This window comes from Jiella marina (assembly GCF_024359545.1).
Taxonomy (GTDB): Bacteria; Pseudomonadota; Alphaproteobacteria; order Rhizobiales; family Rhizobiaceae; genus Jiella.
In genome coordinates this window covers 221,504-247,569 of the sequence record NZ_JAKQZG010000004.1, presented here as the reverse complement: position 1 = coordinate 247,569, position 26,066 = coordinate 221,504, and the positions used below count along the sequence as shown (strand labels likewise).

Genomic DNA, 26,066 nt, shown 5'->3' with positions numbered 1-26,066 from the left:
TGTGACGATGCGCGATCTCGGAACGGTCGATCTCCTCGTCATCGGCGGCGGCGTCAACGGCGCCGGCATCGCGCGCGATGCGGTGGGCCGCGGCCTTTCCGTCGTCCTGTGCGAGAAGGACGATCTCGCCGAAGGCACGAGTTCGCGCTCGGGCAAGCTCGTCCATGGCGGCCTGCGCTATCTCGAATATTACGAATTCCGGCTGGTGCGCGAGGCGCTGTCCGAGCGTGAAGTGCTTTTGAAGGCCGCGCCTCACATCATCTGGCCGATGCGCTTCGTGCTGCCCCATTCGCCGGAGCAGCGCCCGGCGTGGCTGGTGCGGCTCGGGCTCTTCCTCTACGACCATCTGGGCGGTCGCAAGCGGCTGCCGCCGACCCGTGGGCTCGATCTGAGAACCGCTCCGGAAGGCGCCCCGATCAAGGACCGTTTCACCAAGGGTTTCGAATATTCCGACTGCTGGGTCGACGATGCCCGGCTGGTTATCCTCAACGCGCTGGACGCCGCGGAGCGGGGCGCGACGGTGCTGACCCGCACCAGCGCGATCTCCGCCCGCCGCGAGGACGGGCTCTGGCAGGCCGAACTGAAGCGGTCGGATGGGCAAACGCTCACGGTCCAGGCTCGCGGTATCGTCAATGCGGCCGGCCCCTGGGTCGACAAGGTGATCACCAGCGTGACGCGGGCGAACTCCGCCCGGCGTATCCGCTTGGTCAAGGGCAGCCACATCGTCACGCCGAAATTCTGGGAAGGCAGCCAGGCCTATCTCTTCCAGAACACCGACAAGCGGGTGATCTTCGTCAACCCCTATCAGGGCGACAAGGCGCTGATCGGGACCACCGACATCGCCTATGAGGGAGACGCCGGCGACGTCGCGATCGAGGAGAAGGAGATCGACTACCTGCTCGACGCGGTGAACCGCTACGTCAAGGTGCCGCTGACCCGCGCCGACGTGCTCCATTCCTTCTCGGGCGTGCGCCCGCTGCTCGAAGACGATGCCGACAATCCATCGGCGGTGACCCGCGACTACGTCTTCGACATTGATGCCGTCGACGGCATGCTTCCCCTGATGTCGGTCTTCGGGGGCAAGATCACCACCTATCGCGAACTCGCAGAACGCGGTCTCGCGCAATTGCAGCCCTTCTTCCCGCAGATGACCGGCGACTGGACCCACGAGGTGCCGCTTCCCGGCGGCGACATGCCGGACGCCGACTTCGAGAGCTTCGAGGCCGGCCTGCGCGCGCGCCATCCCTGGCTGCCGCGGCCGCTGTCTCGCCATTACGCGCGCCTCTACGGCACACGCACCGAAGACCTGATCGGATCGGCGACAAGCGTTGCCGGGCTTGGCCGCCTTTTCGGCGGGCAGCTCTACGGGCGGGAAATCGACTTCCTAATCGAGACGGAATGGGCCGAAACCGCCGAGGATATTCTGGAGCGGCGCACCAAGCACGGCCTGGTGCTATCGCTGCAGCAGAAGCAGGACGTCGCAAGCTACGTGGCGGAGCGGCACGCGCTTGCAGCCGAATGACCGGACGCCATACGGAGAAGTATGATGGACGATGCCAAGGCCGGAGTCTTCGCCAGCAAGTTTGACGCACTCAAGCGCCTTTCGGCCGAACTCGGCCGCGATCCCACCCGCACCCAGGCCGCCGGCGGCAATACGTCCCTGAAGCATGACGGAATAATGTGGACAAAGGCCTCCGGCACCTGGCTGGCGGAAGCCGAGCAGCGCGACATCTTCGTCCCCGTGAGGATCGATCCGCTTCTGGACGCGCTTCACGCCGGCGATCCGCGCGCCGAAAAGGGCACGGATTTCATCGCGACCGAACTCTCGTCCACCTGCTTGCGCCCGTCGATCGAGACCACGGTCCATGCCGTGTTTCCGCAGGCGGTGGTTCTGCATATCCATTGTGTCAACACGATCGCGGCGGCAGTGCGCCGGGAGGGCGAGGCGGTTCTGCGAGCGATGCTGGGCAAGGCCGGGCTGGCGGAGCGTTTCGCCTATATCCCCTATTGCCGGCCTGGCGTGCCGCTGGCCCACGAAATCGAGAAGGTCACGGGACAGCAGACGGATATCGTCGTTCTGGAAAATCACGGGCTGATCGTTGCCGGGAACAGCGTCTCGGATGCGAGCGCGCTATTGGACGCAGTTATCGCAGCCATCGCCCACCAACCCCGCGACATCGGCGCAGAAGCTGACATCGCGGCATTGGCAAGGCTTGCCGAAGGCACGGGTTATCGCCTGCCGGGCGCAAAGGCGGTCCATCATCTCGCGCGCGACTCGGCCTCGCTGCGCGTCGCCACGGCCGGCGCCCTTTATCCGGACCATGTGATCTTCCTCGGCGAGGAGGTCGCCGCGATCGAGCCGACGGACGACGCCATGCGAAGCTTCCTCGCTGGCAGCAATGCCGGATGCGACAGCCTGCCGCCCTTGCTCCTGGTCAAAGGGCTCGGCGTCCTCGTTCGCGAGACGCTGACCGCCAGCGGCGAGGCGCTGGTCGGCTGCCTGTCCGATGTCGCCGCACGCATACCGGCCGATGCGCCGCTGAAACCGCTGACGGCCGAGGAGATCTACGCCCTCACCCATTGGGAGGCCGAAAGCTACCGGCAGTCGCTCGACCGCAAGGCCGCCGCGCAATGACTCCATCCGCTGCACCCGCCGTCGCGATCGGCATCGATGTCGGCACATCGGGCGCGCGCGTTGCTGCGCTTGCCGCGGACGGTGAACTGATCGCAAGCTTCGCCGAACGTTACGGCGCAGCCGCCGACAAGGCTGAGCCCACCGTCTGGTGGCAGGCGGTCTCCCGCTGTCTCGATCAACTCGCAGGGGCCATCTCCCTCGAGTCGGTTCGGACACTGGCGGTCGACGGGACGTCTGGCACCATGCTCGGCCTCGATGAGGATGGTCGGCCGGTGGCCCGGCCGCTCCTCTACAACGAGCCCTGCCCCGACGTTGCGATCATCGCCGCGGTCGATGAAGCCGCTCCTGCCGACAGCCCGGCCCGGGGATCGAGTTCAGCGCTCGCCCCGGCGGTTCATATTGCCCGCCAGCCCGGCGTCGCACGCGTCGTGCATCAGGCGGACTGGATCGCCGCGATGATCACAGGCGGCACAGCGGTCAGCGACGCCAACAACGCGTTGAAGACCGGTTATGACCCGGTCGCGGAAGCCTGGCCGGAGTGGATCGCCGGTGCCGGCATGGACGTCGACGAACTTCCCGCAGTCGTGCTTCCCGGCTCGGCCATCGGTCCGCTGGGGGGCCAAGCCAAACAGCGCTTCGGCCTGCCCGCCGAGGCGATGCTCTGCGGCGGCACGACGGACGGCTGCGCTTCCTTCCTCGCTACCGGTGCGGATCGGCCCGGAGACGCGGTAACGGCGCTTGGCTCGACGCTGGTCCTCAAGCTTCTCTCCGACAGACCGATCAACGCGCCGCAATACGGGATCTACAGCCACCGGATCGGCGACATGTGGCTCGCCGGCGGCGCCTCGAACACCGGCGGCGCCGTGCTGGCCGCGCATTTCGATGCGAAGACCATCGAAGCACTGACGCCGCAGCTCGATCCCGACACGCCGACCGGGCTCGACTATTATCCGCTCGTGAAACCCGGGGAGCGCTTTCCAATCAACGATCCCGAGCTGCCACCCCGGCTCGATCCGCGCCCCGAAGATGATGCGCGTTTCCTCCAGGCGCTGCTCGAAGGCATCGCCGCCGTCGAGGCGCTTGGCTATCGCCGTCTGTCGGAAATCGGCGCGCCGCCGCTCGCCAGCGTCCGCTCGGTCGGTGGCGGCGCGAACAACCCGGCCTTCACCCGCATTCGGGAAAAGGCGCTGGGCGTGCCCTTCCTGCCCGCGCTTTCCACGGAAGCCGCCGTCGGGACGGCCCGGCTTGCGCTGCGAGCCCTTAAGCGCTGAGACAGCGGATCGGGTATCAGACCGTCAGGTGCTTGCGCACCGCCGGGTCGTCGAGCCCTTCGGCCGGGCCGTCGAAGACGATCTCGCCACGGTCCATGACATAGACCTTGTCGGCGAGTTCCCGACAGAAATCGAGGTATTGCTCGACGAGCAGGATCGCGAGGCCGGACTGATCCTTCAGGAAGCGGATCGCGCGGCCGATGTCCTTGATGATCGAGGGCTGGATGCCTTCGGTCGGCTCGTCGAGGACGAGGAGTTGCGGGCGCGTCACCAGTGCCCGGCCGATCGCCAATTGCTGCTGCTGGCCGCCCGACAGGTCGCCACCGCGCCGCGACAGCATGTCCTTCAGGACCGGAAACAATTCGAAGACATGATCGGGGATCGAGCGATCCGCCACTTTCAGAGGCGCATAGCCGGTCTGGAGGTTTTCCTTGACCGTCAGGAGCGGAAAGATCTCGCGGCCCTGGGGCACGAAGCCGATCCCACGCCGGGCGCGATTGTAGGGCGCCTCGCGCCCGAGCACGTGCCCGTCAAGCACGATCTCGCCGCGCTTGATCGGCTGCTGGCCGACGATCGCCCGCAAGAGCGAGGTCTTGCCCACGCCGTTGCGACCGAGAACGCAGGTGATCTGGCCCTTCTCGGCCCCCAGCGAGACGTCCCGGAGCGCCTGCGCCGCACCGTAATAGAGATCGACATTGGAGACTGTCAGCACGTTGACACTCCATATTTTTTCTTCACCCTATTTCTTGCACAAAAATCGGATTTGGAGAAAGAAATGGACAAGCGTTTTATCGACTTAATGACAGCACGCGCCGAGGAATTCGCGTCAACGGGCCGAACCCAAATCACAAAATGGGAACTTCTACTCTGGCACGACCAGCAACACCTATCAAAAAACGTGTGGCGGAACATATTATCTAACATTCAATCAGCCAAACCGGGTTCAAAGCCAAAGATATTTGAGTCATGGGGCACTTACTATCTCTACGATGAAAATTGGGCAAGTAATTTGACAGACTGGGCAGCCTAACGCCCCAGATACACCTCGATCACCTTCGGATCGGCGGAGACCTGATCGAGCGGCCCTTCCGCGAGGACGGAGCCTTCGTGCAGGCAGGTGACCTTCACGCCGAGTTCGCGCACGAAGCTCATGTCGTGTTCGACGACGACGACGGAGCGGGTCCGGGCGATCTCGCGCAGAAGCCGCGCGGTCTCTTCCGTCTCGGCATCGGTCATGCCGGCGACGGGCTCGTCGACCAGGAGAAGCTCCGGGTCCTGGGCGAGCAGCATGCCGATCTCCAGCCATTGCTTCTGGCCGTGGCTGAGGCTCGCCGCCAGGAGCTTGCGCTTTTCCGTCAGCCGCGTCGTCTCCAGGATCGCGTCGATCCGGTCGCGCTCGGCCTGATCCTTGCGGTGGAACAGCGCTTCCAGGACGGAGCGCGGTCCGGCGAGCGACAGGCGGATATTGTCCTCCACCGTATGGCTTTCGAAGACCGTCGGTTTCTGGAACTTCCGGCCGATGCCCATGGAGGCGATGGCCGCCTCGTCGTGATGGGTGAGATCCACGTCGCCATTGAAGAAGACCTCGCCGGAATCCGGCCGGGTCTTGCCGGTGATGATGTCCATCATCGTGGTCTTGCCGGCGCCGTTCGGCCCGATGATCGCGCGCATCTCGCCCCTGGCGACGACGAGCGAGAGTTTGTTGATCGCCTTGAAGCCGTCGAAACTCTTGTTGACGCCGTCGAGATAGAGGAGCGTGTCGCGCCGCGCATGCCCGCTCGCCTCCTTGGCGAGCCGCTGCTCCCGCAGCTTCGTCGCATAGGGATGCGGCGAGACGACCGGTTCTTCGATTGGGGCCAGCGCTGCTTCCGCTTGCGGCGGAGCGCTTTCGGGACTCGCAGGCGCAGCGGCCGGTCGGCGCTCGCCATGCCCTTCCGCGTCGGTCCGGGGCGTCTGCTCTTCCCTCACACCCTGCGGTTCGAAAAGCGCCTGGACTTCGTCCTGCGGCTTTCGGTTGGTCACATCTGCCTCCGCCATGGCCGTCACTCCGCCGGGCTGGCGAGCGGCTGGCCCTCGCCATCGTCGGATTCGCCCTTTTCTTCGCGGCTTGCCCGGCGCCGGGAGCGCCACGTTTCCCAGCCATAGTCGATGGTGCCGATGATCCCGCGCGGCAGGAGGAGGGTCACGAAGACGAACAGCCCGCCGAGGAAGAACAGCCAGAATTCCGGTGCGACGGCGGTGAAATAGGTCTTGCCGTAATTGACGAGAAGCGCGCCGATGACCGGGCCGAGCAAGGTGCCGCGCCCGCCGACCGCCGCCCAGACGACGATCTCGATGGAGTTGACGGGGGCGAACTCGCCCGGATTGATGATGCCGACCTGCGGCACGTAGAGCGCGCCGGCGATCCCCGCCATGACGGCCGAGACCGTGAAGGCGAAAAGCTTCACATATTCCGGACGCCAGCCAATGAAGCGGGTGCGGCTCTCGGCGTCGCGCACGGCGACCATCAGCTTGCCGAGCTTGGAGCGGGTGATCCAGCCGACGATGAGAACAGCGATCGCCAGCGCGATGCAGCTTGCCGCGAAAAGCCCCGCGCGGGTGGAATCCGCCTGGATCGGAAAGCCCAGAATGTCCTTGAAGTCGGTCAGGCCGTTGTTGCCGCCGAAACCCATGTCGTTCCGGAAGAAGGCGAGCAGCAGCGCATAGGTCATCGCCTGGGTAATGATCGAGAGATAGACGCCGGTGACGCGCGAGCGGAAGGCGAAATAGCCGAAGACGAAGCCGAGCAGGCCCGGCACCAGCATGACCATGATGGCGGCGAACCAGAACTGGTCGAAGCCGTACCAGTACCAGGGCAGTTCCTTCCAGTTCAGGAACACCATGAAATCAGGCAGTTCAGGATTGCCGTAGACGCCCCGCGCGCCGATCTGGCGCATCAGATACATGCCCATCGCATAGCCGCCGAGCGCGAAGAATGCGCCATGGCCGAGCGAGAGAATGCCGACATAGCCCCACACGAGGTCCAGCGCGAGCGCCAGCAGCGCGTAGCAGACATATTTGCCGAGCAGCGGCACCATGTAGGACGGCACGTGCAGCGGATGGCTCGGCGACAAATACAGATTGGCCATGGGCACGAGGACCGCGGCCAGCAGCAGAGCGGCAATGAGGATCCAGACGCGCGGGCCCAGGAAGCGAGCGAGGAGCACTTAGAGATTCCTCCAGGCCGAGGCCATTGGCATTCGAGGATGAGTGATTGTCAGGAAATCCGTCCTCATGCGTCGACGAACCTCCCCTTCTGGGCAAAGAGGCCGCGCGGGCGCTTCTGGATGAACAGGATGATCAGGACGAGGACCACGATCTTGCCGAGAACCGCACCGGCATAGGGTTCGAGAAACTTGTTGAGGATGCCGAGCGACATCGCGCCGACCAGCGTGCCCCAAAGATTGCCCACTCCGCCGAAGACGACGACCATGAAGCTGTCGATGATGTAGCCCTGCCCGAGATTGGGCGAGACGTTGTCGACCTGGGACAGCGCCACGCCTGCAATGCCGGCGATTCCCGAGCCGAGCGCGAAGGTCATCGCGTCGACCCAGGGGGTGCGGATGCCCATTGCCGAGGCCATCGAGCGGTTCTGGGTAACGGCTCGCATCTGCAGGCCGAGCGGCGTCTTGTTGAGAACGATGAGGAGCGCCGCGAAGACCGCGAGCGCGAAGATGATGATCCAGAGCCGGTTCCACGTGACCGACATCAGGCCGATATCGAAGGCGCCGGACATCCAGTCGGGATTGCCGACCTCGCGATTGCTCGGCCCGAAGATCGTGCGCACCGCCTGCTGCAGGATCAGCGATACGCCAAAGGTCGCCAACAGTGTTTCGAGGGGCCGCCCATAGAGAAAGCGGATCAGGCCGCGCTCCATGACGAGGCCGACCGTCCCCGACACAAGGAAGGCGAGCGGCAGCGCGATGAGCAGCGACCATTCGAACAGGCCGGGCGCGCTGGTGCGGATGAACTCCTGCACCACGAAGGTCGTGTAGGCGCCGAGCATGACCATTTCGCCATGGGCCATGTTGATCACGCCCATGACGCCGAAGGTGATGGCGAGGCCGATCGCGGCCAGAAGGAGGACGGAGCCCAGCGACAGGCCGTACCAGATGTTCTGGGCCTGGTTCCAGAAAGCGATGTTGTTCTCGATCGCCGCGATCGCCGCGATCGCCGCGGTCCTGGCCGCCTGATCCTCGGTGGAATTGGCGAAACGGTTCAGCATCGTCAGGGATTCGCGGTCGCCGCGATTGGCGAGGACCTGGGCCGCTTCCGCCTTTTCTGGCGCCGGACGGTCGGAGGCGAGCACGGCGGCCGCGCGGGCCTCCTGCATGCGGATCAGGACGTCGGCATTGGATTCCGCCTCGATCGCCGCGTCCAGCGGCTCGATCATTTCCGGATCGGCCTCGGAAAACAGCGTCTCGGCCGCCCGCATGCGCTGGGCCGGGTTTTCCGCGCGCAGGGTCAGGCTGCCGAGCGCCGTAGTCACCGCGTTGCGGATGGAATTCTTGACGCGAACCTTCGACATGTCGCCACGGGGCTCACTGCCGGCCGGTTCTCCGGTCAAAGGGTCGAGAAGATCGTAATTGTCGCCGTTGCGCTCGGCGATGAAGACGGCCTCGTCGCTTTCGCGCCAGTAGAGATCGCCCTCACGCAGCGCCCTAAGGGCCCGAGCCACGCGCGCGTCGCCTGTCGCGGCAAGTTCGGAAATGACCGCTTCGGTCTCGTCGTAGCTCTGCTTGCCGCCGAATTTCTGGATGGTCGCGGCTGGATCGCTCTCCTGAGCATGAACCGGCGCAACCGAAATCGCGCTGAATAGAAACGTCAGGGCGGCCAGAAGCCAGCGTATCGAAGGGGTCATGTGGCTTTCATCTCGGACGTATCGGCAAAGGCCGAAGCTCCGGCCTTATCTCGTCTCCGGCGGGGCGGCCCGAAGGCCGCCCCGCCGGCTCTGCTTGGGAGGCAGGATAGTCAGGTTCGGCAGGAGCAGGCAGGCGTGTTACCGGCTGCTTCCCGCAGCAGTTCTTCAGTTGGCGGCCTCTTCCGCCATGGCGGTATCACCCAGGCACTTTTCGGCCTCTGTGTCGTAATTGCCGCATTTCAGCTCGACCCAGTCGGCCTTGAGCTTCGCCGATTCCGGCAGGAAATCCGACCAGGCGTCGCCCGGCACCAGATCCTCGGTCTCGGAGACCACGTCGAACTGGCCCTCGTCGTTGATCTCGCCGATCAGGACCGGCTTGGTGATGTGATGGTTCGGAAGCATCACGGAGGTGCCGCCCGTGAGGTTCGGAACCTCGGTGCCCGGCAGCGCGGCGATGACTTCGTCGGGATCGGTGGTGCCGGCCTCCTCGACCGCCTTCACCCACATGTTGAAGCCGATGTAATGGGCTTCCATCGGATCGTTGGTGACGCGGTCCTCATTGCCGATGAACTCGTGCCACTTGGCGATGAAGTCCTCGTTCTCCGGCGTATCGACGGACATGAAGTAGTTCCAGGCCGCGAGATGACCGACCAACGGCGCGGTGTCGATACCGGCCAGCTCTTCCTCACCGACCGAGAAGGCGACGACCGGGATGTCCGTGGCCTCGATGCCCTGATTGCCGAGCTCCTTGTAGAACGGCACGTTCGCGTCACCATTGATCGTGGAGACAACGGCGGTCTTCTTGCCGGTGGAGCCGAACTCCTTGATGCGGGAGACTTCGGTCTGCCAGTCGGAGAAGCCGAAGGGCGTGTAGTTGATGATGATGTCCTCGTCGGCGACGCCCTTGTCCTTGAGATACTGCTCGAGGATCTTGTTGGTCGTGCGCGGATAGACGTAGTCGGTGCCTTCGAGCACCCAGCGCTCCACGCCTTCGTCGATCAGATAGTCGACGGCGGGGATCGCCTGCTGGTTCGGGGCGGCCCCGGTGTAGAAGACGTTGCGCTCGGACTCCTCGCCTTCGTACTGGACCGGGTAGAAGAGGATCGAGTTCAGCTCCTTGAACACCGGCAGCACGGACTTGCGCGACACCGAGGTCCAGCAGCCGAAGACCACAGCGACCTCTTCCTGGCTGATCAGCTCGCGGGCCTTTTCGGCAAACAGCGGCCAGTCGGAGGCCGGGTCGACGACGACCGGCTCGAGCGGCCGGCCAAGCACGCCGCCCTTCTTGTTCTGCTCCTCGATCAGCATCAGCATGGCGTCCTTGAGCGTCGTCTCGGAGATCGCCATGGTGCCGGACAGGGAATGAAGGATGCCGACCTTGATCGGTTCGCCACTCGGCTCCTGCGCGCTCGCTCCCGTGACACCCATCACGACCATCGCGGCCGCGGCGGCTGTCCGCTGCATCCAAGTAACGGCTGATTTCATATCGTCTCTCCAGTCGGTTTACCCCGGATTGCCCGGGCCCGAACCAACGGGAGCAAAGCCTGTGCCAAGACGCCCTTCCAGAGACCGATCGCGAGGCTCGCTCCACTCTCAATGCGGCAGGGAAAGGCGAAAACCCGACGCAGCGGCATGCTAGCGGGATGAAATCTGCAAGCCAGTCACTGCGAGAAAAGCGTCCGAAATGACTGTTTTTTGATCACTCGACTAAAAAATCGCCATTTGCCGAACGATTGACCTCAACCGCACTGATCGCGCCACGTCACCGTCATGGTCCCCGACCTGGTCGCCCCTTGCCTGCGGCAATTTTGCCGAGGCGGCTGAGAAGTTTGCGAGCAACTCCGAGTGCGTGAGCGGATTCCTCCAGACCATGTGCCCCGAGAGGACACGATCATCAGAGGAAAATGAAATGCCCAGCAAAACGACAGCCGCTCTGTTTGCCACCCTTCTCCTTACCGCTCCGGTCGGCCTTGCGGCCTGCGACGGCGAGGTGGAGCGTGACGAGGTCGGGAGCGGCGACGGGCCGACCGGTGGCACCGGCTCATCCACGGCCGGTCAGGACGATCTGCCCGAAAATTCCGCCCAGTCACCGTTCGATGCCGGAGACTCCGCCTCGGAGACCACAGACGATCCCGCCGGCACGGTGGATCCGGAAGACTGACGGAGGCCTCCGCGCGATCAAACGTCTGGCGGCGTCATCACCGTCAGCGTGATCCAATGGGCCGTGAGGGCGGGCTTGACGGCGCGCTCGATTTCCACTGCGACGTCCCAGGCGGTCTGCAGGCTGACGGCACGCTCGGTCAGCCCGACCATCGTGAACCGTCCGCGTACTCTCGTGCCCGCCTTCACCGGGTTGAGGAACCGGACCTTGTCGAACCCGTAATTCATGCCCATCCGGGTTCCTTCGACACCTGGAATCGCTTCATAGGCGAGGGTTGAGAGAAGCGAGAGCGTCAGGAAGCCGTGAGCGATCGTGCCGCCATAGGGCGTTTCCGCCCTGGCGCGATCCGGCTCGACATGGATGAATTGATGGTCGTGTGTCGCAACCGCGAAACGATCGATCATGGTCTGATCGACGGTGAGCCAGGGCGAAAGAAAGGGTTCGCCCTCCAGATGCGCCCGATAATCGGCGAGCGGCACCATTCGCTCGCGCAGCAGCGCTTCCGTTTCGGCCACCGATGTGAGGGCCATCCTGCCTCCTGAAGACTCTTTCGCATGTTTTCGATCGCGATCGCGCCCGTGTCGCGGCAACATCGCGCATTACGGCCGACCATATAGGCTCCAGGGCCTCGCCAAGAAAGCAGAAAGGCGTCACCACCGGCGCAATACATGACGAAAGCATCACTTGACAGATTGGCGCGTCCGCCGCTTCTGCCTGGCCAAAGGGAGACGCGGATGACGCTCAAGCGAGGCTTGCGGAACATCGCGCTATCTGCAACGGCGCTGGTTGTTTGCGGAGGTGCCTATCTGGGGGTGGAACACCTCACAGGAAACATCCACCAGGTGGTGGCCGGGGAACTCTACCGATCGGGCACCCTGAGCGCAGGATCGCTGGAAACCCTCGTGAAGAGCGAGGGCATAAAGACGATCATCAATCTGCGCGGTGAGCATCCGGACCGTGATTGGTGGCGGGCGGAAAGCGCTATTGCCGAGGCGAACGGCATCGAACTCGTCAATTTCTCGTGGTCGGCGAGCAAGGAACTCGATGACGAAGAGATCGCCTCCTATTTCGAAACCCTGGACGAAGCCAGGACACCGATCCTGATCCATTGCATGTCCGGGTCGGATCGATCAGGCCTCGCGGCCGCCCTCTATCTCGCCCATCGGCACCACGCGGATGAAGAGACGGCGGAAGGACAGCTCTCGATCGTCTACGGCCATTTCGGCCTGCCCTTCTTTCCCGCCGCCCCGATGGACGCGACCTTCGAGCGCCTGGAACCGTCGCTCGGCTATCACGACTCCTGAGCCGCGCATCTCACAACGCCGATGCTCTCACCGGGTCTGGACAGACGCACGTCTCGAGACATCACCCGGTCACGCCGGCTGTTCGCCGACATATTTCGGGATCGCGCCGCTTCTGAGCTTCGACACGTAGCTCGTCATCTCCCGCTTCACGATCGGCATCAGGAAATAGCAGCCGATGATGTTGAAGATCGCCATGGCAAAGAGCGAGGCGTCGGAGAAGTCGAGCACCGAACCCAGGCTGATCGCAGCACCGACGATCACGAAGAAGCAGAACAGAAGCTTGAAGAAGAGTTCGGACGACGGGTTGTCGCCGAAGAGGAAAAGCCACGCCTTCAGCCCGTAATAGGACCAGGAGATCATGGTCGAGAAGGCGAAGAGGACGACGGCGACCGCCAGGACATAAGGAAACCAGCTGATCCGCGACCCGAAGGCTGCCGAGGTCAGTTCGACGCCGGTCAGACCGCCTTCCGTTGCAATGCGTCCGGCCGCCTCGTCCCAGACATAGAGACCGGTCGTCGGATCCTGCTGCAGGACGCCGGAGATGGTGATGACGAGCGCCGTCGCCGTACAGATGACCACCGTGTCGATGAAAGGCTCCAACATGGAGACGAAACCTTCCGTGACGGGGTGCTTGGTCTGCACGGCGGAGTGCGCGATCGCGGCCGAGCCGATGCCGGCTTCGTTGGAGAAGGTCGCGCGTCTCAACCCCTGGATCAGTGCGCCGATCAAGCCGCCGGCGACGCCGAGGCCGGTGAAGGCGCCTTCGAAGATCTCAGCGAAGGCTGCCCCGACATGGTCGATATTGGCGATGATGACGATCAGCGCCGCGAGAAGATAGAGGATGCCCATGAAGGGCACGAGCTTTTCCGTCACCCGAGCGATCGACTTGATGCCGCCGATGATGACGAGAAACACGATCGCTGCCATGATCACGCCGGTGATCCAGCCGCGGCCGTTGAGAAAGCTCTCCTCGCCGCCGGTGATGACGACGAGCTGGGCGTGGGCCTGGTTCGCCTGGAACATGTTGCCGCCGCCCCAGGAGGCGAGGACGCAGCAGATCGCAAAGCCGATCGCCAGCCCCTTGCCGAGGCCCGGCTTGCCGATCTCGGCCATGCCTTTTTTAAGGTAATGCATCGGTCCGCCGGAGACCCGCCCGTCAGGGTGTTCCTCGCGATATTTCACGCCAAGCGTACATTCGGTGAATTTGGAGGCCATGCCGAAGAGGCCGGACAGGATCATCCAGAAGGTCGCGCCCGGTCCGCCCACGGCGATCGCCACGCCGACGCCGGCAATGTTTCCGAGCCCCACCGTGCCGGAAACCGCCGTCGCCAGGGCCTGAAAATGCGTGACCTCCCCCGCCGCATCAGGCGAGGTGTAGTGGCCGCGCACGAGCTGGATCGCGTGCGGCACCATGCGGAACTGAACGAAGCCGAAATAGAAGGTGAAGATCACCGCCGCGGTGATCAGCCAGAGCACGATCCATGGCAGGTTCGTCCCCGGCAGCGAGGCGAAGATGAAGTTGACGAAGGGGCTCGTCACCGGCGCGACGATGGAATCGATCCACTGATCGATCGAGGCTCCGCCGCCTTCCTCCGCCTCCTGTGCCCAGGCCGGCAGGGCGTGGGCTGTCGTCATCAGGGCCGGGAGGAGGAAGGCTGCTCTAAATCGCATGGACGGGTCCCCTGGACGAAAACTCTGATAAAACAGGATCGGAAAATTCAGATTCCGGGTGGCGGTCCCCGCTCAGGGCACGATCACGGTCGGAACGGGCGCTGCCTGGGCAAGGCCCAGCGTGACGCTGCCGAAGATCTTGTTCTCGATGCTGGACTTGCCCGATCTGCCGACGAAGATCAGCGAGGCCTGGCGGGTCTTCGCGACCTCCAGGATCAGTTCCGTCGGCGAACCGAAACGGATCTCGCAATCCACCGAAAGACCGCCGCCCTTCAGCTCCGCGACCAGCGGATCGAGCAATGTGCTTCTGGCACGTTCAAGCTCTTCACGGCGCCGCATCTTGCGTTCTTCCAGTTCCTGCGGCGTCAGAAAGCTGTAGGGAGACCAGTGAAGGACGTGGACAATGTGGAGGCTGGCACCGCTGGCCTTGGCGCGAACGGCCGCATAATCGACGACGTCCCGATCCACGCCATCGTAAGCGACGATGAAAAGCTCGTTTGCCATGGCTCACCCGTCGATCGCGCCGGTCGACGCCGAGAAGGTTAGCCGACCCATCAATATTGCTTACGCTATCATCAGTTTCGTAGATGGCAACCAAAATATGCACCGGGTGCGCTGGCACGCTCGCAGCCGCCTTCAGGCTCGGCGTAGCCGATGGGGAGTTTCAGTTGGACGCCTGTGTCGCGTTTCCGGTCTCAAGCCGCTCGCCGCTCAGGCTATCGATGCCCCATCGAATGCCCGCCCAGATGCGCTCGTGCAGCATGTAGGTGAGAAATCCGAGGCCACAGGACGCCAGGGCCAATCCGCCGCCTGAGAGGAAAGAGCCGGTGAAGGCGTAGCCCAGAAGCGAGGTGCTGACGAGGCCGAGCGACTGCCAGGACAGAGCTTTGGCCAGACTTCTGACGCGCGATTCCATGGGGAAGAGACTCCGAATGTGCCGCCGGGCTCGCGCCGAGAAGAGGCGCGGCCCGATCTCTCGTAGAAAGAAGGAATGCGATGGGCTGCCGGCGGGTGCCAGGCGATCGCAGGACCGCTCTACGCCGAAGAGCGACCCGCGGCGATTCCCAAAATTCTCTTGAAAAAATCCGAAAATGCAGACATTCAAATCAGATGATGATTTTTATCACGATATGATGGATAAGCGCGATCGATCCCGCCTGTTTCGCGACCGTCTTGCCCGGGCGATGCAGGCCGCCGACATGTCGAAAAGCGCTCTCGCCCGCGCGGCGGGGGTCGATCGTTCCACGGTCTCGCTGGTGTTTTCGACAGATGATGGGCGGCTGCCCAACGCCCAGTTCGCGGCCGAATGCGCGGCCGCCCTCGGCGTCTCCTGCGACTGGCTCCTCGGCCTGACCGACCGGCACGAGCGCAGCGCCGACATGCTGGAGGCGGCGATCCGACTGCAGGAGGCCGCCCGCGCGCCTTCGGACGCCTCGATCTTCCGCTGGCACGAGGAAGCGCGCGGCTACAAGATCCGCCACGTCCCGGCGACCCTGCCCGACATGCTGAAACTGGAATCGGTGCTGCGGTTCGAATATGGCGACTTCGTCGGCCGCACCACCGATCAGGCGATCGCCGACATGCGCGACCGCCTCGCTTATCTGCGCGCGCCCGACACCGATTACGAGATTGCCGTACCGCTCGACACGCTGGAAGCCTTTGCAGCCGGCGAAGGATACTGGCGCGGTCTTCCCGCGAGCGAGCGGCGCGCACAGCTGGAGCGCCTCGCCCGGCTCACCGAGGAACTCTACCCTTCGCTCCGGCTCTATCTCTTCGACCGCAAGAAGGTGTTCTCGGCGCCGCTCACCGTGTTCGGCCCCTTGCAGGCGACGGTCTATGTGGGGCGCTTCTACATGATCTTCCGCGAGCGCCGGCAGGTCCTCGAACTCACCCGGCATTTCGACGGGCTGGTGCGCGAGGCCGATTTCGAAGCCAAGCACACGCCGCGCTTCATCGAGGGATTGATCGGAGACTGACGCTATCGGCGGATTGCAGACGACCTAAACTCAAAGCGCCAGTTTGAAGCCGAGATGCGATTGGGCAAAGCCCAGCTTCGAATAAAAGCGGTGGCTGTCGACCCGCTCCGCGTTCGACGAGAGCTGCACGAGATGGCAACCCCGATCCCGGCAAGCGTCAACGGCCCAGCGGATCAATTCGCTGCCATGGCCGAGGCCGCGCAGCTTCGACGCAATGCGGACCGCCTCGATCTGGCCGATCCAGGCGCCCTTGTAGCTGAGGCCGGGAATGAAGGTGATCTGCAACGTGCCGACAATCTCGCTCTTGATCAGGGCCACCACCAGAAGCTGGTTCGGATCGGCAGAGACGACCTCGAATGCCTTTTCGTAGGCGAGATCGAGAGGCAGGCTCGCATCCTCACGCGCCTGACCGCGCATGTCGTCAGCCAGCATCGCGACGATGGCCGACAGGTCGGCCCAGGTGGCCGAACGGATATCGAGAATGGGCATGGCGGTGTGGGCGGGCAGATGCAGATCGAAAGGTCGCCGACCGGTAGCCCGCTCTGCCCCGCAAGACAAGCACGCTGATGCTACCGGCGGCCAGCCGACCGGGCGCGGATGCCCGGCCGGACAGTGATCAGTTCTGCACGGCCTGGACCGACCCTCCATCGACCCGCATGTTCGAGCCGTTGATGAAGGAGCCTCGCTCCGACACGATCAGCGCGATCGCCGCCGCGACCTCGTCGGGCTGACCGCGGCGCTTCTGCACGATGCCGGGACGCTCCTCCTCGAGGAAGCTCTTCACCGCCTCTTCGAAGGACACGCCCAACTTCTCGGCCCGCTGCCTCATCATGCCGTCGGTCATGTCGGTCTCGATAAATGCCGGCGCGACGGTGTTGCAGAGAATGCCGTACTCGGCCTCCTTGTAGGAGAGGTTCTTGACGAAGGCAGACAGCGCCGCCTTGGCGGTGTTGTAGGTCGCCTCCTCCCAGTAGGGCTGGACGGTGTTCTCCGACGTGATGCAGACGAAGCGGCCCCAGCCCTTCTCGCGCATGCCGGGGAATGTCGCCCGGGCGAGGCGCACGGCGGACATGAAGTCGATTTCCCAGGCTTCGACGTAATCCTCGTCGCTGACCTCGAGCGGATCGCCCTTGGCACCGGTGACACCCGCGGTGTGGATGACAATGTCGATCGAGCCGAACTTGTCGCGTCCGGCCTTGGCCATCGCATCGACCGCCGCCTGCTTGGTGACGTCGGCCTCGACGCAGATCACCTCGGCGGGCAGCTCCTTCACCTGCTCCTTGAGTTCGTCGATGCGAAGGTCGCTGAGAACCAGCTTGCAGCCCTCCTCTGCCAGGATCTTCGCCGTGGCAAACCCGATCCCGTCGGTGGCGCCGGTAATCAGCGCCACGCGATCCTTGATCTTCAAATCCATGGATTGGTCCCTTCTGAAACGGATTGTCGATTCTGCGCTGACAACGGCGGCGCTCGGCATAGGTTGCCCCTCGACGATCGCGACAAGAAGACACTGCCCCGATGCCCGACTACGACTTTTCGAGCCCGCGCCTGTTCGTTCCCGAGGACCTTCGGCCGGGCAGCCAGATTCCCCTTGCCCCGCCCCAGACGAACTATCTGTTCAACGTCATGCGGCTTTCAGAGGGCGCGCGCGTCCTCGCCTTCAACGGCCGCGACGGGGAATGGCAGACAAGGCTCGAACGTCCGGCCAAGAAGAAGGGGGCACTGACGCCGCAAACGCAGGTCCGGCCGCAAACGGCGGCGCCGCAGCTTCACTATCTCTTCGCGCCGCTGAAGCACGCACGGCTCGACTACATGGTGCAGAAGGCCGTCGAGATGGGCGCCGGCGTGTTGCAGCCGGTGATGACCCAGCACGTCCAGGCAAGCCGGCTCAATCTGGAACGCATGCGCTCGAACGCCATCGAGGCGGCCGAGCAATGCGGCATCCTCACAATCCCCGAATGCCGCGAGCCGATGAAGTTCGACACCATGCTGGAAACCTATCGCGGCGACCGGCAAGTGATCTTTTGCGACGAAAGAGAGGATTCCCAGAGCCCGATCGACACGTTGAGAGCCCTACCCGCCTCGCCCATGGCCTTGCTGATCGGCCCCGAAGGGGGATTTTCGGCCGAGGAACGCGAGCGACTTCGCAGCGAAGCCTTCGTCACCGCGATCTCGCTCGGCCCGCGCATCCTCAGAGCCGACACCGCGGCGGTCGCGGCGCTCGCCGTTCTCCAGGCGGCGAACGGCGACTGGCGGCCCGAGAGCGCGTAACCGTGGCCGCACCGTCCACCGCAATGATGCTTGCACTTGCCATCAAATCGGGGCACGACGCCCGACAGCTTCGTCCCCGGTAGACGAAAAAAGGCCCGCACAGGCAAGATGGAACGATACGCATGGCGCGCGACACGACCGATCTGACGCCGATCGCCTCGATGGACGATCTGGTCGATCATCTGAAAGGCGGCGAGAAGCCGCCCGAGCGCTTCCGCATCGGCACCGAGCACGAAAAATTCGGCTATTACGTCGAGGACCTCTCGCCCGTTCCTTATGAGGGCGAACGCGGAATCCGGACGATTCTGGAAGGGATGAAGGCGCTGTCGGGTTGGGAGGCGATCGTCGACGACGGTCGCATCATCGGCCTTTATGGCGCCGACGGCCAGGGCGCAATCTCGCTGGAGCCGGGCGGCCAGTTCGAGCTCTCCGGCGCGCCGCTGGAAACGATCCACGAGACCTGCCGCGAGTCGAACGCGCATCTCGCGCAGGTCCGGTCGGTGGCCAAGGAACTCGGCATCGGCTTTCTCGGCATCGGCTCCTCGCCGACCTGGACGCTCGCCGAGACCCCGATCATGCCGAAGTCGCGCTACGACATCATGCGCCGCTACATGCCGAAGGTCGGCACGCGCGGCCTCGACATGATGTTCCGTACCGCGACCATCCAGGTCAATCTCGACTTCGCCACCGAAGACGACATGCGCCGCAAGATGCGGGTCGGCATGAAGCTGCAGCCGGTCGCCTCGGCGCTGTTCGCTCATTCACCCTTCACCGAAGGAAAGCCGAACGGACTCGTCTCCTGGCGCTCCGACGTCTGGAGCGACGTGGACAACCAGCGCTCGGGGCTTCTGCCCTTCGTCTTCGAGCCGGACTTCACCTATCGCCATTATGCCGAATGGGCGCTCGACGTGCCGATGTATTTCGTCACGCGCGACGGGCGCTATCACGACGCGACACACGTCACCTTCCGCCAGTTCATGGACGGCGCGCTGAAGGGCGAGATCTCGGACCCCGAGCCGCAGCTGGGCGACTGGACCAACCATCTTTCTACGCTGTTCCCGGACGTGAGGCTCAAGCGCTTCATAGAGATGCGCGGCGCCGATGGCGGGCCCTGGCGACGCATCTGCGCCCTGCCCGCCTATTGGGTCGGCCTCCTCTACGACGAGGCGACGCTCTCGGCCGTCGATGATCTGACCCGCGACTGGACCTTCGAGGAAGTGTCGTCCATGCGCGCCGCCGTGCCGCGCGAGGGCTTCCGCGCCAAATTCCGCGACGGCGAAGTGCTCGACCTCGCCCGCGAGACCCTGAAGCTTGCCCGAAAAGGCCTCATCAATCGCGGCCGGATCAACGACGAGGGCAATGACGAGAGCTTCTTCCTTGCCCCGCTTGAAGAGGTCGCCGCCCGCGGCACGACCTCGGCCGAAGAGCTCGTGCGGCTCTATGAGGAGCAGTGGGACCGCTCGATGCCGCGGGTGTTCAAGCATCTGAGCTATTGAGGCCGCGGGTGCGCGGCCTCGACGACGGACCCTATTCGAAGGTGACCGGCTTCACGGGCGGTTCCTGAGCTTCCAAGAGCCCATTGAAGTCGTGCAGCCCCAAGGTTGCGAGGGTCTCCATATTAGGCCCGAGAATCTCGTAGATCATCCCGTCGGTGCCGCGATTCCTGAACCAGCCGATGCAATCCACATCGCCGCCGCCTTCGGAATGCGGTGGGCCGCCAGCCGGCTTTTCCACGAAGCTGCCGGTCGGGCGGATCTCGGTGAGTTCGCCTTCCGAATCATAGAGCCTCAGCTCGCCCTGGATGATGAAGGTGCTGTAGTCCGCGTGGTGCCGATGCAGAAGGATCCGCTCATTCGCCGCGAACTTCAGGATCAGATCGACGATCTTCGCTTCCGGGTCGACCTTCAGCACGTGATACCAGACGTGATCGATCCCCTCGAGGCTGTTCCACTTGATGTTGGACTGATCAAAACCGGCTGCAGCGGGTGTGGCTGCATCAGCGTGCGCGTCGATCGCCGCCGCTCGATCGGAGCCGACCCTGGCCAGTCCTTCCCCATGCGTCAGTGTTTCCTCTTGCATTGATACCTCCCTCAAGAGCCGGGCCTGATGGATCTGCCCAACCTGACTGATCGCACTTTGCGCATTTCGGTTCTTGCCATTTGGTGCCATTCTTGGCGCAAGGAGGCGGCGGCATGAAGGGCTATACGCGGGTCAGCGCACTCGGTCCGATCCTCGATTTCGTCGATCAGAGGGACGGATCCATCCAGCGCGTTTTCGCTCGGGTCGACCTGCCGATCGGCCTGCTCGACAATCCCGACCTGCCCTTGCCTCTCGAGGAACAGTTCAAGGTCCTCAGCGAAGCCGGGCGTGAGGTTGGCGATCCGTTCGTCGGGGCAGCCCTTGGCCGACTTGTCAGAATGGAGAGATTGAGCGCATTCGGCGCGTGGGTCTCCCGCGCCCCGACCCTCGCAGGCGCCATTGACCGGTCCAATTGGGGGCTGAACCGCTTCCTGCAGACGGCGACGGCACTGCGCCTCGAGTTCTTCGAGACGCGCGCCCGTTGGTCGATCGAATTTCTCGATCCGGGAGGAGACGGCAAGTTCCAGAACGAATTGCTGGGAGTGAGCTACCTCATCGACGGCGTGCGACACTATGCCGGACGCTCGTGGTCGCCGCTTTTGATCATGTCGACCTGCAGGGGGGCAGAACAGGCCGCGGCGCTCGAGAGAATTTTCGAAGCGCCGGTTCAGCCCGGCGCCGCAGTGTCGGCGATCGACTTCGATATGGACCTTCTTGCGGCGACAAGAGCGTGCGGGACTGGGTCTGACGTCAGACCGGAGCCGTCTCTGCCGCCGCCGACCAGCTACCGTGAGGAGGTCTCGGCGTTTTGCGCGATCGCGCTGCTGGAAGGACCACCCAGGATCGACTGGGTGGCTTCCAAACTGCACGTCAGCCGCCGCTCCCTGCAGCGCGCCCTCGACCGAGAGGGCGGCAGTTTCTCGACCGTTCTGGATGGTCTTCTCAAAACGCGGGCGACAGACCTGCTCGGCATGACAGATCAGAAGATCACCGACATCGCGCTTCAACTGGGATACAGCGACGTCGCGCATTTTTCCCGCGCCTTTCAACGCTGGGCGGGAATGACACCGTCCCGATACCGGGCAGCCCAACAGAGATTGCCGACGCGAAAGCCGCACTGAGCCTGCGCGGGCGGTGTCTGCAAGGCATCCGATGGCAAGGAATGGGTATTCAGGAGCGGTTCCGTCGACGATTGCAGCGCGGCGGAGGGTTTTCCCACAGTCGCCCGACTGGCTGCCAAGGCTCGGAATTCAGAGCCCCGTGAGCAAAGAAGCCGTTTCCAGTGCGTGGTGCGGGGCTGAAGATCGGATGGGCAGCCCTAGCTTCGCCGCTACGAGCGGTCGAATTTGAGCATCCAAGGTCCGCGACCGGTTCTCGCGAATCCAGAAGAGGGAAAAGCTCGAAGGCATGAAACCCGAACCTGCCTCACGCGCCAGCGATACGGCCTCGCACGGGAAATCCGCGCATGACGACCCGAGCCATCCGAAACTGTTCTACTGGTGCGGGGTCATCGGCATTCTCGGCTGCGTCATCGTCGTGATCGCCAATTTCGCGGCCGTGATCGCCCTGCCGAATGTCGGCCTTCTCGAAGGCACGATCAGCGACACGGCCGCAGGCCGCATGGCCTGGATCATGGACTATGGTCTCTACGCCTTCGCAGTTGGAATGGCGGCTGGCTCGATCGGTTTGCGGCGGCTGCATTACGGTCATCTGTCGTGGAGCATCGGGTCCTGGGTGATGGTGCTGGTCGCGCTCCTGATCATCGTCATTGGGGCCTATAACGAATACGGCGACAACGACACTGGCGGGCTGGTCATCCACTTCCCCCTTGTCGTCACCATGGCCCTGGCGTTCACCGCGACGGCTCTCCTCACGGCGCACGGTTTCTACCGATACGAGCGCCGCTGGTTCTGGTTCAATATCGTCTGCGCCGTGCTCTGGGTCGGCGGCGCCACGATCTTCTGGTTTTCGCCGACTTCGATCGACGGCCTGATCGAACGCGCCGTCGGCTTCGTCTGCGTCGCCTGGCTGTTCGCGCTTTCGAAACTGCTGATCGATCGGTCGAGAGGTAGAATGAGAACGCTCCCGTTCTGAGAGGCGTGCAGGGGCGATCAGAGGCCACGTCGCAGCCGAGGTCGATTGGCGCCGTAGCCGGCTCCTTGTAGTCATAGGCCAAGCTGGCGGCGAAGGCCGTTTCGAGCACGGCTCACTCAGACCGCACCCCGTTCGAAGGTTATCCGATGGCCGAGAAGCGCGATGCCGTTCACGACGCGAATCTGGCTCAGATCGAGGCTGATGACCGCATTGTGGTGCTCGCTCGGACGATAAGGGCGTCGGACCCGGGAGCAGAAATGGCGCTGAAGTCCAGCGCCATCGACGGGTCGCGTTTCGAGGAGACCTGCCTCGGGCGGGCAGTCTATCGGCATGGCAGCGTCTTCCAGAACACCTGCGAAGCGCCTCTATGGAGCCATCTCGAGTTCAGCTATTTCCGCCGCATGGTGCCTTCAGAAGTCATCCGTGATCTCGTGATTGGGGAGCAACCGCAGAGTATCGGCCTGCTGCGCGCGGAGATTCTTCTGACCACCCCGGCGTCCTTCGTCCTGCCGCGTGACTGGCAGGGCTCGACCGCCCGACCCGAACGGCAAGCGTCGCTGGAATTCATTGATGTAAAGCCGGCACATCTCGGCGAATACCGTGAGATCATGCGAGAATATTGTGGTCCCGCCGCCACGAAGCTTGTTCAGGCAGGCAAATTCGGGACGTTCAGGGCGATGGAGACAGCCGTTGTCCTCCACCAGGCCCCGGAACTGAAGATGCAGTGGAACCAGATCCACCTGTGCGAGCTGGAAGCGGAGGGCTTTGGCGGGTTTGGCCGGGAGTTTGCGGCCGCCATGCAAGACGATCCGGCGGACGCCGACAAGATTTCAAGCGCTTTCGCCGGCCTGGATCGCATGCGTATGGTCCCCGGTTGGACCGTCAACGACGTCGTTTTGGAAGAAGACGCTGCGCTGGCGCTTCTGGGTAGCGCGCACCATGACTGATCATGCTCGGCTCCGATTTCCTATGCTTCTTCTCCGCGCAGCGAGGACGTTTCGCTGCCCCTCACGCAACAAGAGCTGACATCGACCAATCGGCCGCTGGTCCGGAGCCGCGAACTTCCGGATCGTGAAGATCCGCCGGCGCTCGTCCTTTACGACACTGCTCCTTCTCAGGAACGGGGAACGCGTGACAGGCTAGCTCACCATCAACTTCGCCAAAAAAATCGGCAATACTCGCAGAATCCTGCTTGGCAGCTGGGCAAATCGCGCCAACTATCCAGACTTGGCTTTCGCAAACTTCGATGGGATCGGGCACCCAGCCGACAGGGCCACGCATGACGGATTTTTTCGACTGGCTCACCGCATGTGACTCCGGGCTCGGTGCGGACCGGCTCGCCGATGCGTTCAAGCTGAGCCAGAAGGAGATGCGCAAGACCACGGTCGCCCTGGCGCCAGCCTTTGCGCTGGCCCTGCAGCGGGCCATGCTCATGCCCGGCGTCTGGGAAGACATCGCCCGGCACTACAAGCCCTTCATGGAAAGCGGCGCCAGCAGCGCCACCCCGGATCCGGCCGCCAGCCGGCAGGCGCGCGCCCTCACCGACGCATTGTTCGGATCGCCGGAAATGGTCGCGTCCGTCGCCCGTCAGGTCTCGGTCGCCACGGGCATCGCACCCGATACGATCGCGATGATGATGCGTTCGCTCTCGGTAATGACCATCGAGAACATGCTGCAGATGATGGCCACCAATCGCTCGCGCAACCAGTCACAAGGACTGGCCGACGGCGATCCGGCCGGCGCAATGGCCGAGATGCTCCGCCGCAGCGCCAACGCGATCGAGGCGATGGGGCGGCCCTCGGGTGAGCCGCAGCGCGCTACCGACCGCGCGGAGCCGGTTCCGGGCTCGGACTATCTGGCGAAACTGTTTTCCGAGGCGCTCAACGGAAGCGTGCCCTGGCTGCCACCGGAGGCCAACGGGGCTGCCCGCTCGCCCAACGCTTCAGGAGACGGCGCTGTCGGCGGAAACGGTGTGGCCTTCACCTCGCCCTTCGAAGCGATGATGCACCAATTTACCGCCGGTCTCACCGGCGACACGGCGGGCTCAATCAGCGAGGATGGCGCCGCAGGCAAGTCCGAAGACCGCACAGGCCAGTCACGGGATCGTCCCAGCGAAGCCGACGATCTGGCCCGGGCGGGTCTGGCGTTTCAAGAGGAATATGCCCGGCGCATGATGGCGCTCTTCGCGCATTCCGCCGCAAACGCGCCCGGCAAGCTGGAAGGCCGGCGCGCGGACGACAAGGACTAGGCCGGCCAACTCGGCGCCGGGCTGTCGCCGATCGACCGGCACCGCCTATCTTGAGCAAAACCCCTTCCCTCACCCCCGAGGCTCATTCTTGCTCATCATCAATGCCGCGATCGTCTTCGCCCTCATTCTCCTCAACGGCTTCTTCGCCATGTCGGAGCTCGCAGTCGTCTCGGCCAAGAAGAGCCGTCTCGAACAGATGGCGAAGCAGCGCCGAAAGGGCGCAAAGGCGGCGCTCCGGCTCGCCGAAAACCCAACCACCTTCCTGTCCAGCGTCCAGATCGGGATCACGCTGGTCGGTATCTTCGCCGGTGCTTTCGGCGGTTCGGCCTTTTCCGAACCCTTGAGCGAAGTCATGGCCGACTGGCCCGTGGTCGGTGCCGTTGCGGAGGACGCCGCCTTCGTTCTCGTGGTGATCGTCATCACCTATTTCTCGCTGGTCATCGGCGAACTCGTCCCCAAGCGCTTCGCCCTGTCGCGACCCGAAGGAATTGCCTGCTTCGTCGCGCCGATCATGCGGATCATTGCCAAGCTCGGCGCGCCCATCGTGTTTCTGCTGGAGATCTCGACCCGGGCGGTGACCAAGCTCTTCGGCCTTCGGGAAAACGAGAACGACAACGTGACGGAGGACGACGTCAAGGCGATGATCGCCGAGGGCACCCAGCTCGGCGTCTTCAAGCAGAAGGAGCGTGAGATGCTGGAGGGTGTGATTAGCATCGCCGACCGCACCGTCCGCTCGATCATGGTGCCGCGCCCGGATGTCGACTGGCTGGATCCGACCGACCCGCCGGAGGAATCGATCGAGGAGATCATCGCCGCCGGGCATTCGCGCTTTCCGGTGATCGACACGGACGAGGACGCCGTCGTCGGCATCGTGCAGACCAAGGACATTCTGGAACAGGAACACCGGAACGGCGGCGTCGCGCTTTCCAAGATCATGCGCGAGCCGCTCTACGTCAACGAAGGCATGCCCATTCTGAAACTCCTGGAGCGCTTTCGCGCCCACGAGATCCACATGGCGATCGTGCTGGACGAGTACGGCTCCTTCGAAGGCATCGCCACGCCGCAGGACATTCTATCGGCGATCGCCGGCTCGCTGCCGGAAGGCTACGAGGACGAACCCCAGGTGCTCCGGCGCCAGGATGGCTCTTGGCTCGTCGACGGAGCCTTGCTGGTCGAACAACTTCCCCGGCAGATCGAAGAGATCGAGTTTCCCGCCGAGCGCGACTACGAGACCGTCGCCGGCTTCGCGCTCGAACAACTCGGTCACATTCCCGATCCCGGCGAACGCTTCCAATGGAGCCTGTTCGAAATCGAGATCGTGGATCTCGACGGCCATCGCATCGACAAGCTGATCTTCTCGCGGCTGAAGAGCGACGAACCGGAGACAGAAGCCGACGAGGATACGGTCGACTGAGGCTCTGGCGACAAGGAAAAGGAGCGCACCCATCGGGATGCGCCC

25 protein-coding genes are annotated in these 26,066 nt (G+C 63.8%); 13 read left to right on the top strand and 12 right to left on the bottom strand.

Going from position 1 to position 26,066, the window contains the following annotated elements; translation table 11 throughout:
* Positions 1 to 7 precede the first annotated feature (7 nt).
* The 3 genes from MF134_RS09530 to MF134_RS09520 are packed head-to-tail and all read left to right on the top strand — an operon-like array spanning position 8 to position 3,906.
* Entirely contained in the window at positions 8 to 1,522 is a 1,515-nt protein-coding gene (locus MF134_RS09530; protein ID WP_255339206.1) for a glycerol-3-phosphate dehydrogenase, read from the top strand.
* Between the two features lie 24 nt (positions 1,523 to 1,546).
* The gene (locus tag MF134_RS09525) at positions 1,547 to 2,635 is read left to right on the top strand and encodes a class II aldolase/adducin family protein (RefSeq protein ID WP_255339205.1); all 1,089 of its coding nucleotides are present in this window, start codon (positions 1,547 to 1,549) and stop codon (positions 2,633 to 2,635) included.
* On the top strand, positions 2,632 to 3,906 hold the full coding sequence (locus MF134_RS09520; protein WP_255339204.1) for an FGGY-family carbohydrate kinase: 1,275 nt from the start codon (positions 2,632 to 2,634) through the stop codon (positions 3,904 to 3,906). The genes MF134_RS09525 and MF134_RS09520 overlap by 4 nt, the downstream gene beginning before the upstream one ends.
* A 16-nt stretch (positions 3,907 to 3,922) precedes the next feature.
* On the opposite strand, the gene urtE is transcribed toward MF134_RS09520, so the two are convergent.
* From urtE to urtA, 5 genes are all read right to left on the bottom strand, one after another.
* Positions 3,923 to 4,618, bottom strand: a complete 696-nt coding sequence (urtE, locus tag MF134_RS09515; RefSeq protein WP_255339203.1) for an urea ABC transporter ATP-binding subunit UrtE — start codon at positions 4,616 to 4,618, stop codon at positions 3,923 to 3,925.
* Positions 4,619 to 4,932: 314 nt separating this feature from the next.
* Complete coding sequence (gene urtD / locus MF134_RS09510; protein ID WP_255339342.1) at positions 4,933 to 5,715, bottom strand: urea ABC transporter ATP-binding protein UrtD; 783 nt, start codon at positions 5,713 to 5,715, stop codon at positions 4,933 to 4,935.
* 233 nt (positions 5,716 to 5,948) lie between these two features.
* Positions 5,949 to 7,112, bottom strand: coding sequence for an urea ABC transporter permease subunit UrtC (gene urtC, locus MF134_RS09505; protein ID WP_255339202.1), 1,164 nt, complete (start codon positions 7,110 to 7,112; stop codon positions 5,949 to 5,951).
* A gap of 65 nt (positions 7,113 to 7,177) precedes the next feature.
* Positions 7,178 to 8,806 carry an urea ABC transporter permease subunit UrtB gene (gene urtB, locus MF134_RS09500; RefSeq protein WP_255339201.1) on the bottom strand — a complete coding sequence of 543 codons (1,629 nt, stop codon included), beginning with the start codon at positions 8,804 to 8,806 and terminating at the stop codon, positions 7,178 to 7,180.
* A 165-nt stretch (positions 8,807 to 8,971) separates the two neighbouring features.
* Positions 8,972 to 10,291, bottom strand: a complete 1,320-nt coding sequence (gene urtA, locus MF134_RS09495) for an urea ABC transporter substrate-binding protein (protein WP_255339200.1) — start codon at positions 10,289 to 10,291, stop codon at positions 8,972 to 8,974.
* A gap of 424 nt (positions 10,292 to 10,715) precedes the next feature.
* Between urtA and MF134_RS09490 the strand changes: the two genes are divergently transcribed.
* Positions 10,716 to 10,967, top strand: coding sequence for a hypothetical protein (locus MF134_RS09490; protein WP_255339199.1), 252 nt, complete (start codon positions 10,716 to 10,718; stop codon positions 10,965 to 10,967).
* Between the two features lie 17 nt (positions 10,968 to 10,984).
* Here the strand turns inward: MF134_RS09490 and MF134_RS09485 are convergent, their stop codons facing one another.
* A complete protein-coding gene (locus tag MF134_RS09485; protein ID WP_457589966.1) occupies positions 10,985 to 11,497 on the bottom strand; it encodes a MaoC family dehydratase in 513 nt (170 codons plus the stop codon).
* Between the two features lie 204 nt (positions 11,498 to 11,701).
* On the opposite strand from MF134_RS09485, the gene MF134_RS09480 reads away from it, so the two are divergent.
* The gene (locus MF134_RS09480; protein ID WP_255339198.1) at positions 11,702 to 12,271 is read left to right on the top strand and encodes a tyrosine-protein phosphatase; all 570 of its coding nucleotides are present in this window, start codon (positions 11,702 to 11,704) and stop codon (positions 12,269 to 12,271) included.
* A 69-nt stretch (positions 12,272 to 12,340) separates the two neighbouring features.
* Here the strand turns inward: MF134_RS09480 and MF134_RS09475 are convergent, their stop codons facing one another.
* The 3 genes from MF134_RS09475 to MF134_RS09465 form a co-directional block, all read right to left on the bottom strand.
* Positions 12,341 to 13,942: an alanine/glycine:cation symporter family protein gene (locus MF134_RS09475; RefSeq protein ID WP_457589965.1), complete on the bottom strand. Its 1,602-nt coding sequence runs from the start codon at positions 13,940 to 13,942 to the stop codon at positions 12,341 to 12,343.
* 72 nt (positions 13,943 to 14,014) lie between these two features.
* Positions 14,015 to 14,446, bottom strand: coding sequence for a universal stress protein (locus tag MF134_RS09470; RefSeq protein WP_255339197.1), 432 nt, complete (start codon positions 14,444 to 14,446; stop codon positions 14,015 to 14,017).
* 160 nt (positions 14,447 to 14,606) lie between these two features.
* On the bottom strand, positions 14,607 to 14,858 hold the full coding sequence (locus MF134_RS09465; RefSeq protein WP_255339196.1) for a DUF2061 domain-containing protein: 252 nt from the start codon (positions 14,856 to 14,858) through the stop codon (positions 14,607 to 14,609).
* Positions 14,859 to 15,072: 214 nt separating this feature from the next.
* Between MF134_RS09465 and MF134_RS09460 the strand changes: the two genes are divergently transcribed.
* Complete coding sequence (locus MF134_RS09460) at positions 15,073 to 15,918, top strand: helix-turn-helix domain-containing protein (protein WP_255339195.1); 846 nt, start codon at positions 15,073 to 15,075, stop codon at positions 15,916 to 15,918.
* A gap of 30 nt (positions 15,919 to 15,948) precedes the next feature.
* On the opposite strand, the gene MF134_RS09455 is transcribed toward MF134_RS09460, so the two are convergent.
* Both MF134_RS09455 and MF134_RS09450 read right to left on the bottom strand, forming a co-directional pair.
* Entirely contained in the window at positions 15,949 to 16,407 is a 459-nt protein-coding gene (locus tag MF134_RS09455) for a GNAT family N-acetyltransferase (RefSeq protein ID WP_255339194.1), read from the bottom strand.
* Positions 16,408 to 16,534: 127 nt separating this feature from the next.
* Entirely contained in the window at positions 16,535 to 17,332 is a 798-nt protein-coding gene (locus MF134_RS09450) for an SDR family NAD(P)-dependent oxidoreductase (protein WP_255339193.1), read from the bottom strand.
* 101 nt (positions 17,333 to 17,433) lie between these two features.
* On the opposite strand from MF134_RS09450, the gene MF134_RS09445 reads away from it, so the two are divergent.
* Complete coding sequence (locus tag MF134_RS09445) at positions 17,434 to 18,186, top strand: 16S rRNA (uracil(1498)-N(3))-methyltransferase (protein WP_255339192.1); 753 nt, start codon at positions 17,434 to 17,436, stop codon at positions 18,184 to 18,186.
* A gap of 122 nt (positions 18,187 to 18,308) precedes the next feature.
* On the top strand, positions 18,309 to 19,682 hold the full coding sequence (locus MF134_RS09440; RefSeq protein WP_255339191.1) for a glutamate--cysteine ligase: 1,374 nt from the start codon (positions 18,309 to 18,311) through the stop codon (positions 19,680 to 19,682).
* 31 nt (positions 19,683 to 19,713) lie between these two features.
* Here MF134_RS09440 and MF134_RS09435 read toward each other — a convergent pair whose 3' ends face one another.
* Complete coding sequence (locus MF134_RS09435) at positions 19,714 to 20,265, bottom strand: DUF4437 domain-containing protein (protein WP_255339190.1); 552 nt, start codon at positions 20,263 to 20,265, stop codon at positions 19,714 to 19,716.
* 113 nt (positions 20,266 to 20,378) lie between these two features.
* Here MF134_RS09435 and MF134_RS09430 point away from each other — a divergent pair, with 113 nt between their 5' ends.
* The 5 genes from MF134_RS09430 (at position 20,379) to MF134_RS09410 (ending at position 26,021) form a co-directional block, all read left to right on the top strand.
* Positions 20,379 to 21,386 carry an AraC family transcriptional regulator gene (locus tag MF134_RS09430; RefSeq protein WP_255339189.1) on the top strand — a complete coding sequence of 336 codons (1,008 nt, stop codon included), beginning with the start codon at positions 20,379 to 20,381 and terminating at the stop codon, positions 21,384 to 21,386.
* A gap of 286 nt (positions 21,387 to 21,672) precedes the next feature.
* Entirely contained in the window at positions 21,673 to 22,359 is a 687-nt protein-coding gene (locus tag MF134_RS09425) for a DUF998 domain-containing protein (RefSeq protein WP_255339188.1), read from the top strand.
* Between the two features lie 146 nt (positions 22,360 to 22,505).
* Positions 22,506 to 23,306, top strand: a complete 801-nt coding sequence (locus MF134_RS09420; RefSeq protein WP_255339187.1) for a hypothetical protein — start codon at positions 22,506 to 22,508, stop codon at positions 23,304 to 23,306.
* Positions 23,307 to 23,638: 332 nt separating this feature from the next.
* Positions 23,639 to 24,607: a hypothetical protein gene (locus MF134_RS09415; protein ID WP_255339186.1), complete on the top strand. Its 969-nt coding sequence runs from the start codon at positions 23,639 to 23,641 to the stop codon at positions 24,605 to 24,607.
* An 88-nt stretch (positions 24,608 to 24,695) separates the two neighbouring features.
* Positions 24,696 to 26,021 (top strand): hemolysin family protein, encoded by a 1,326-nt coding sequence (locus MF134_RS09410; RefSeq protein WP_255339185.1) that lies wholly within the window; start codon positions 24,696 to 24,698, stop codon positions 26,019 to 26,021.
* The last annotated feature ends 45 nt before the right edge of the window (positions 26,022 to 26,066 follow it).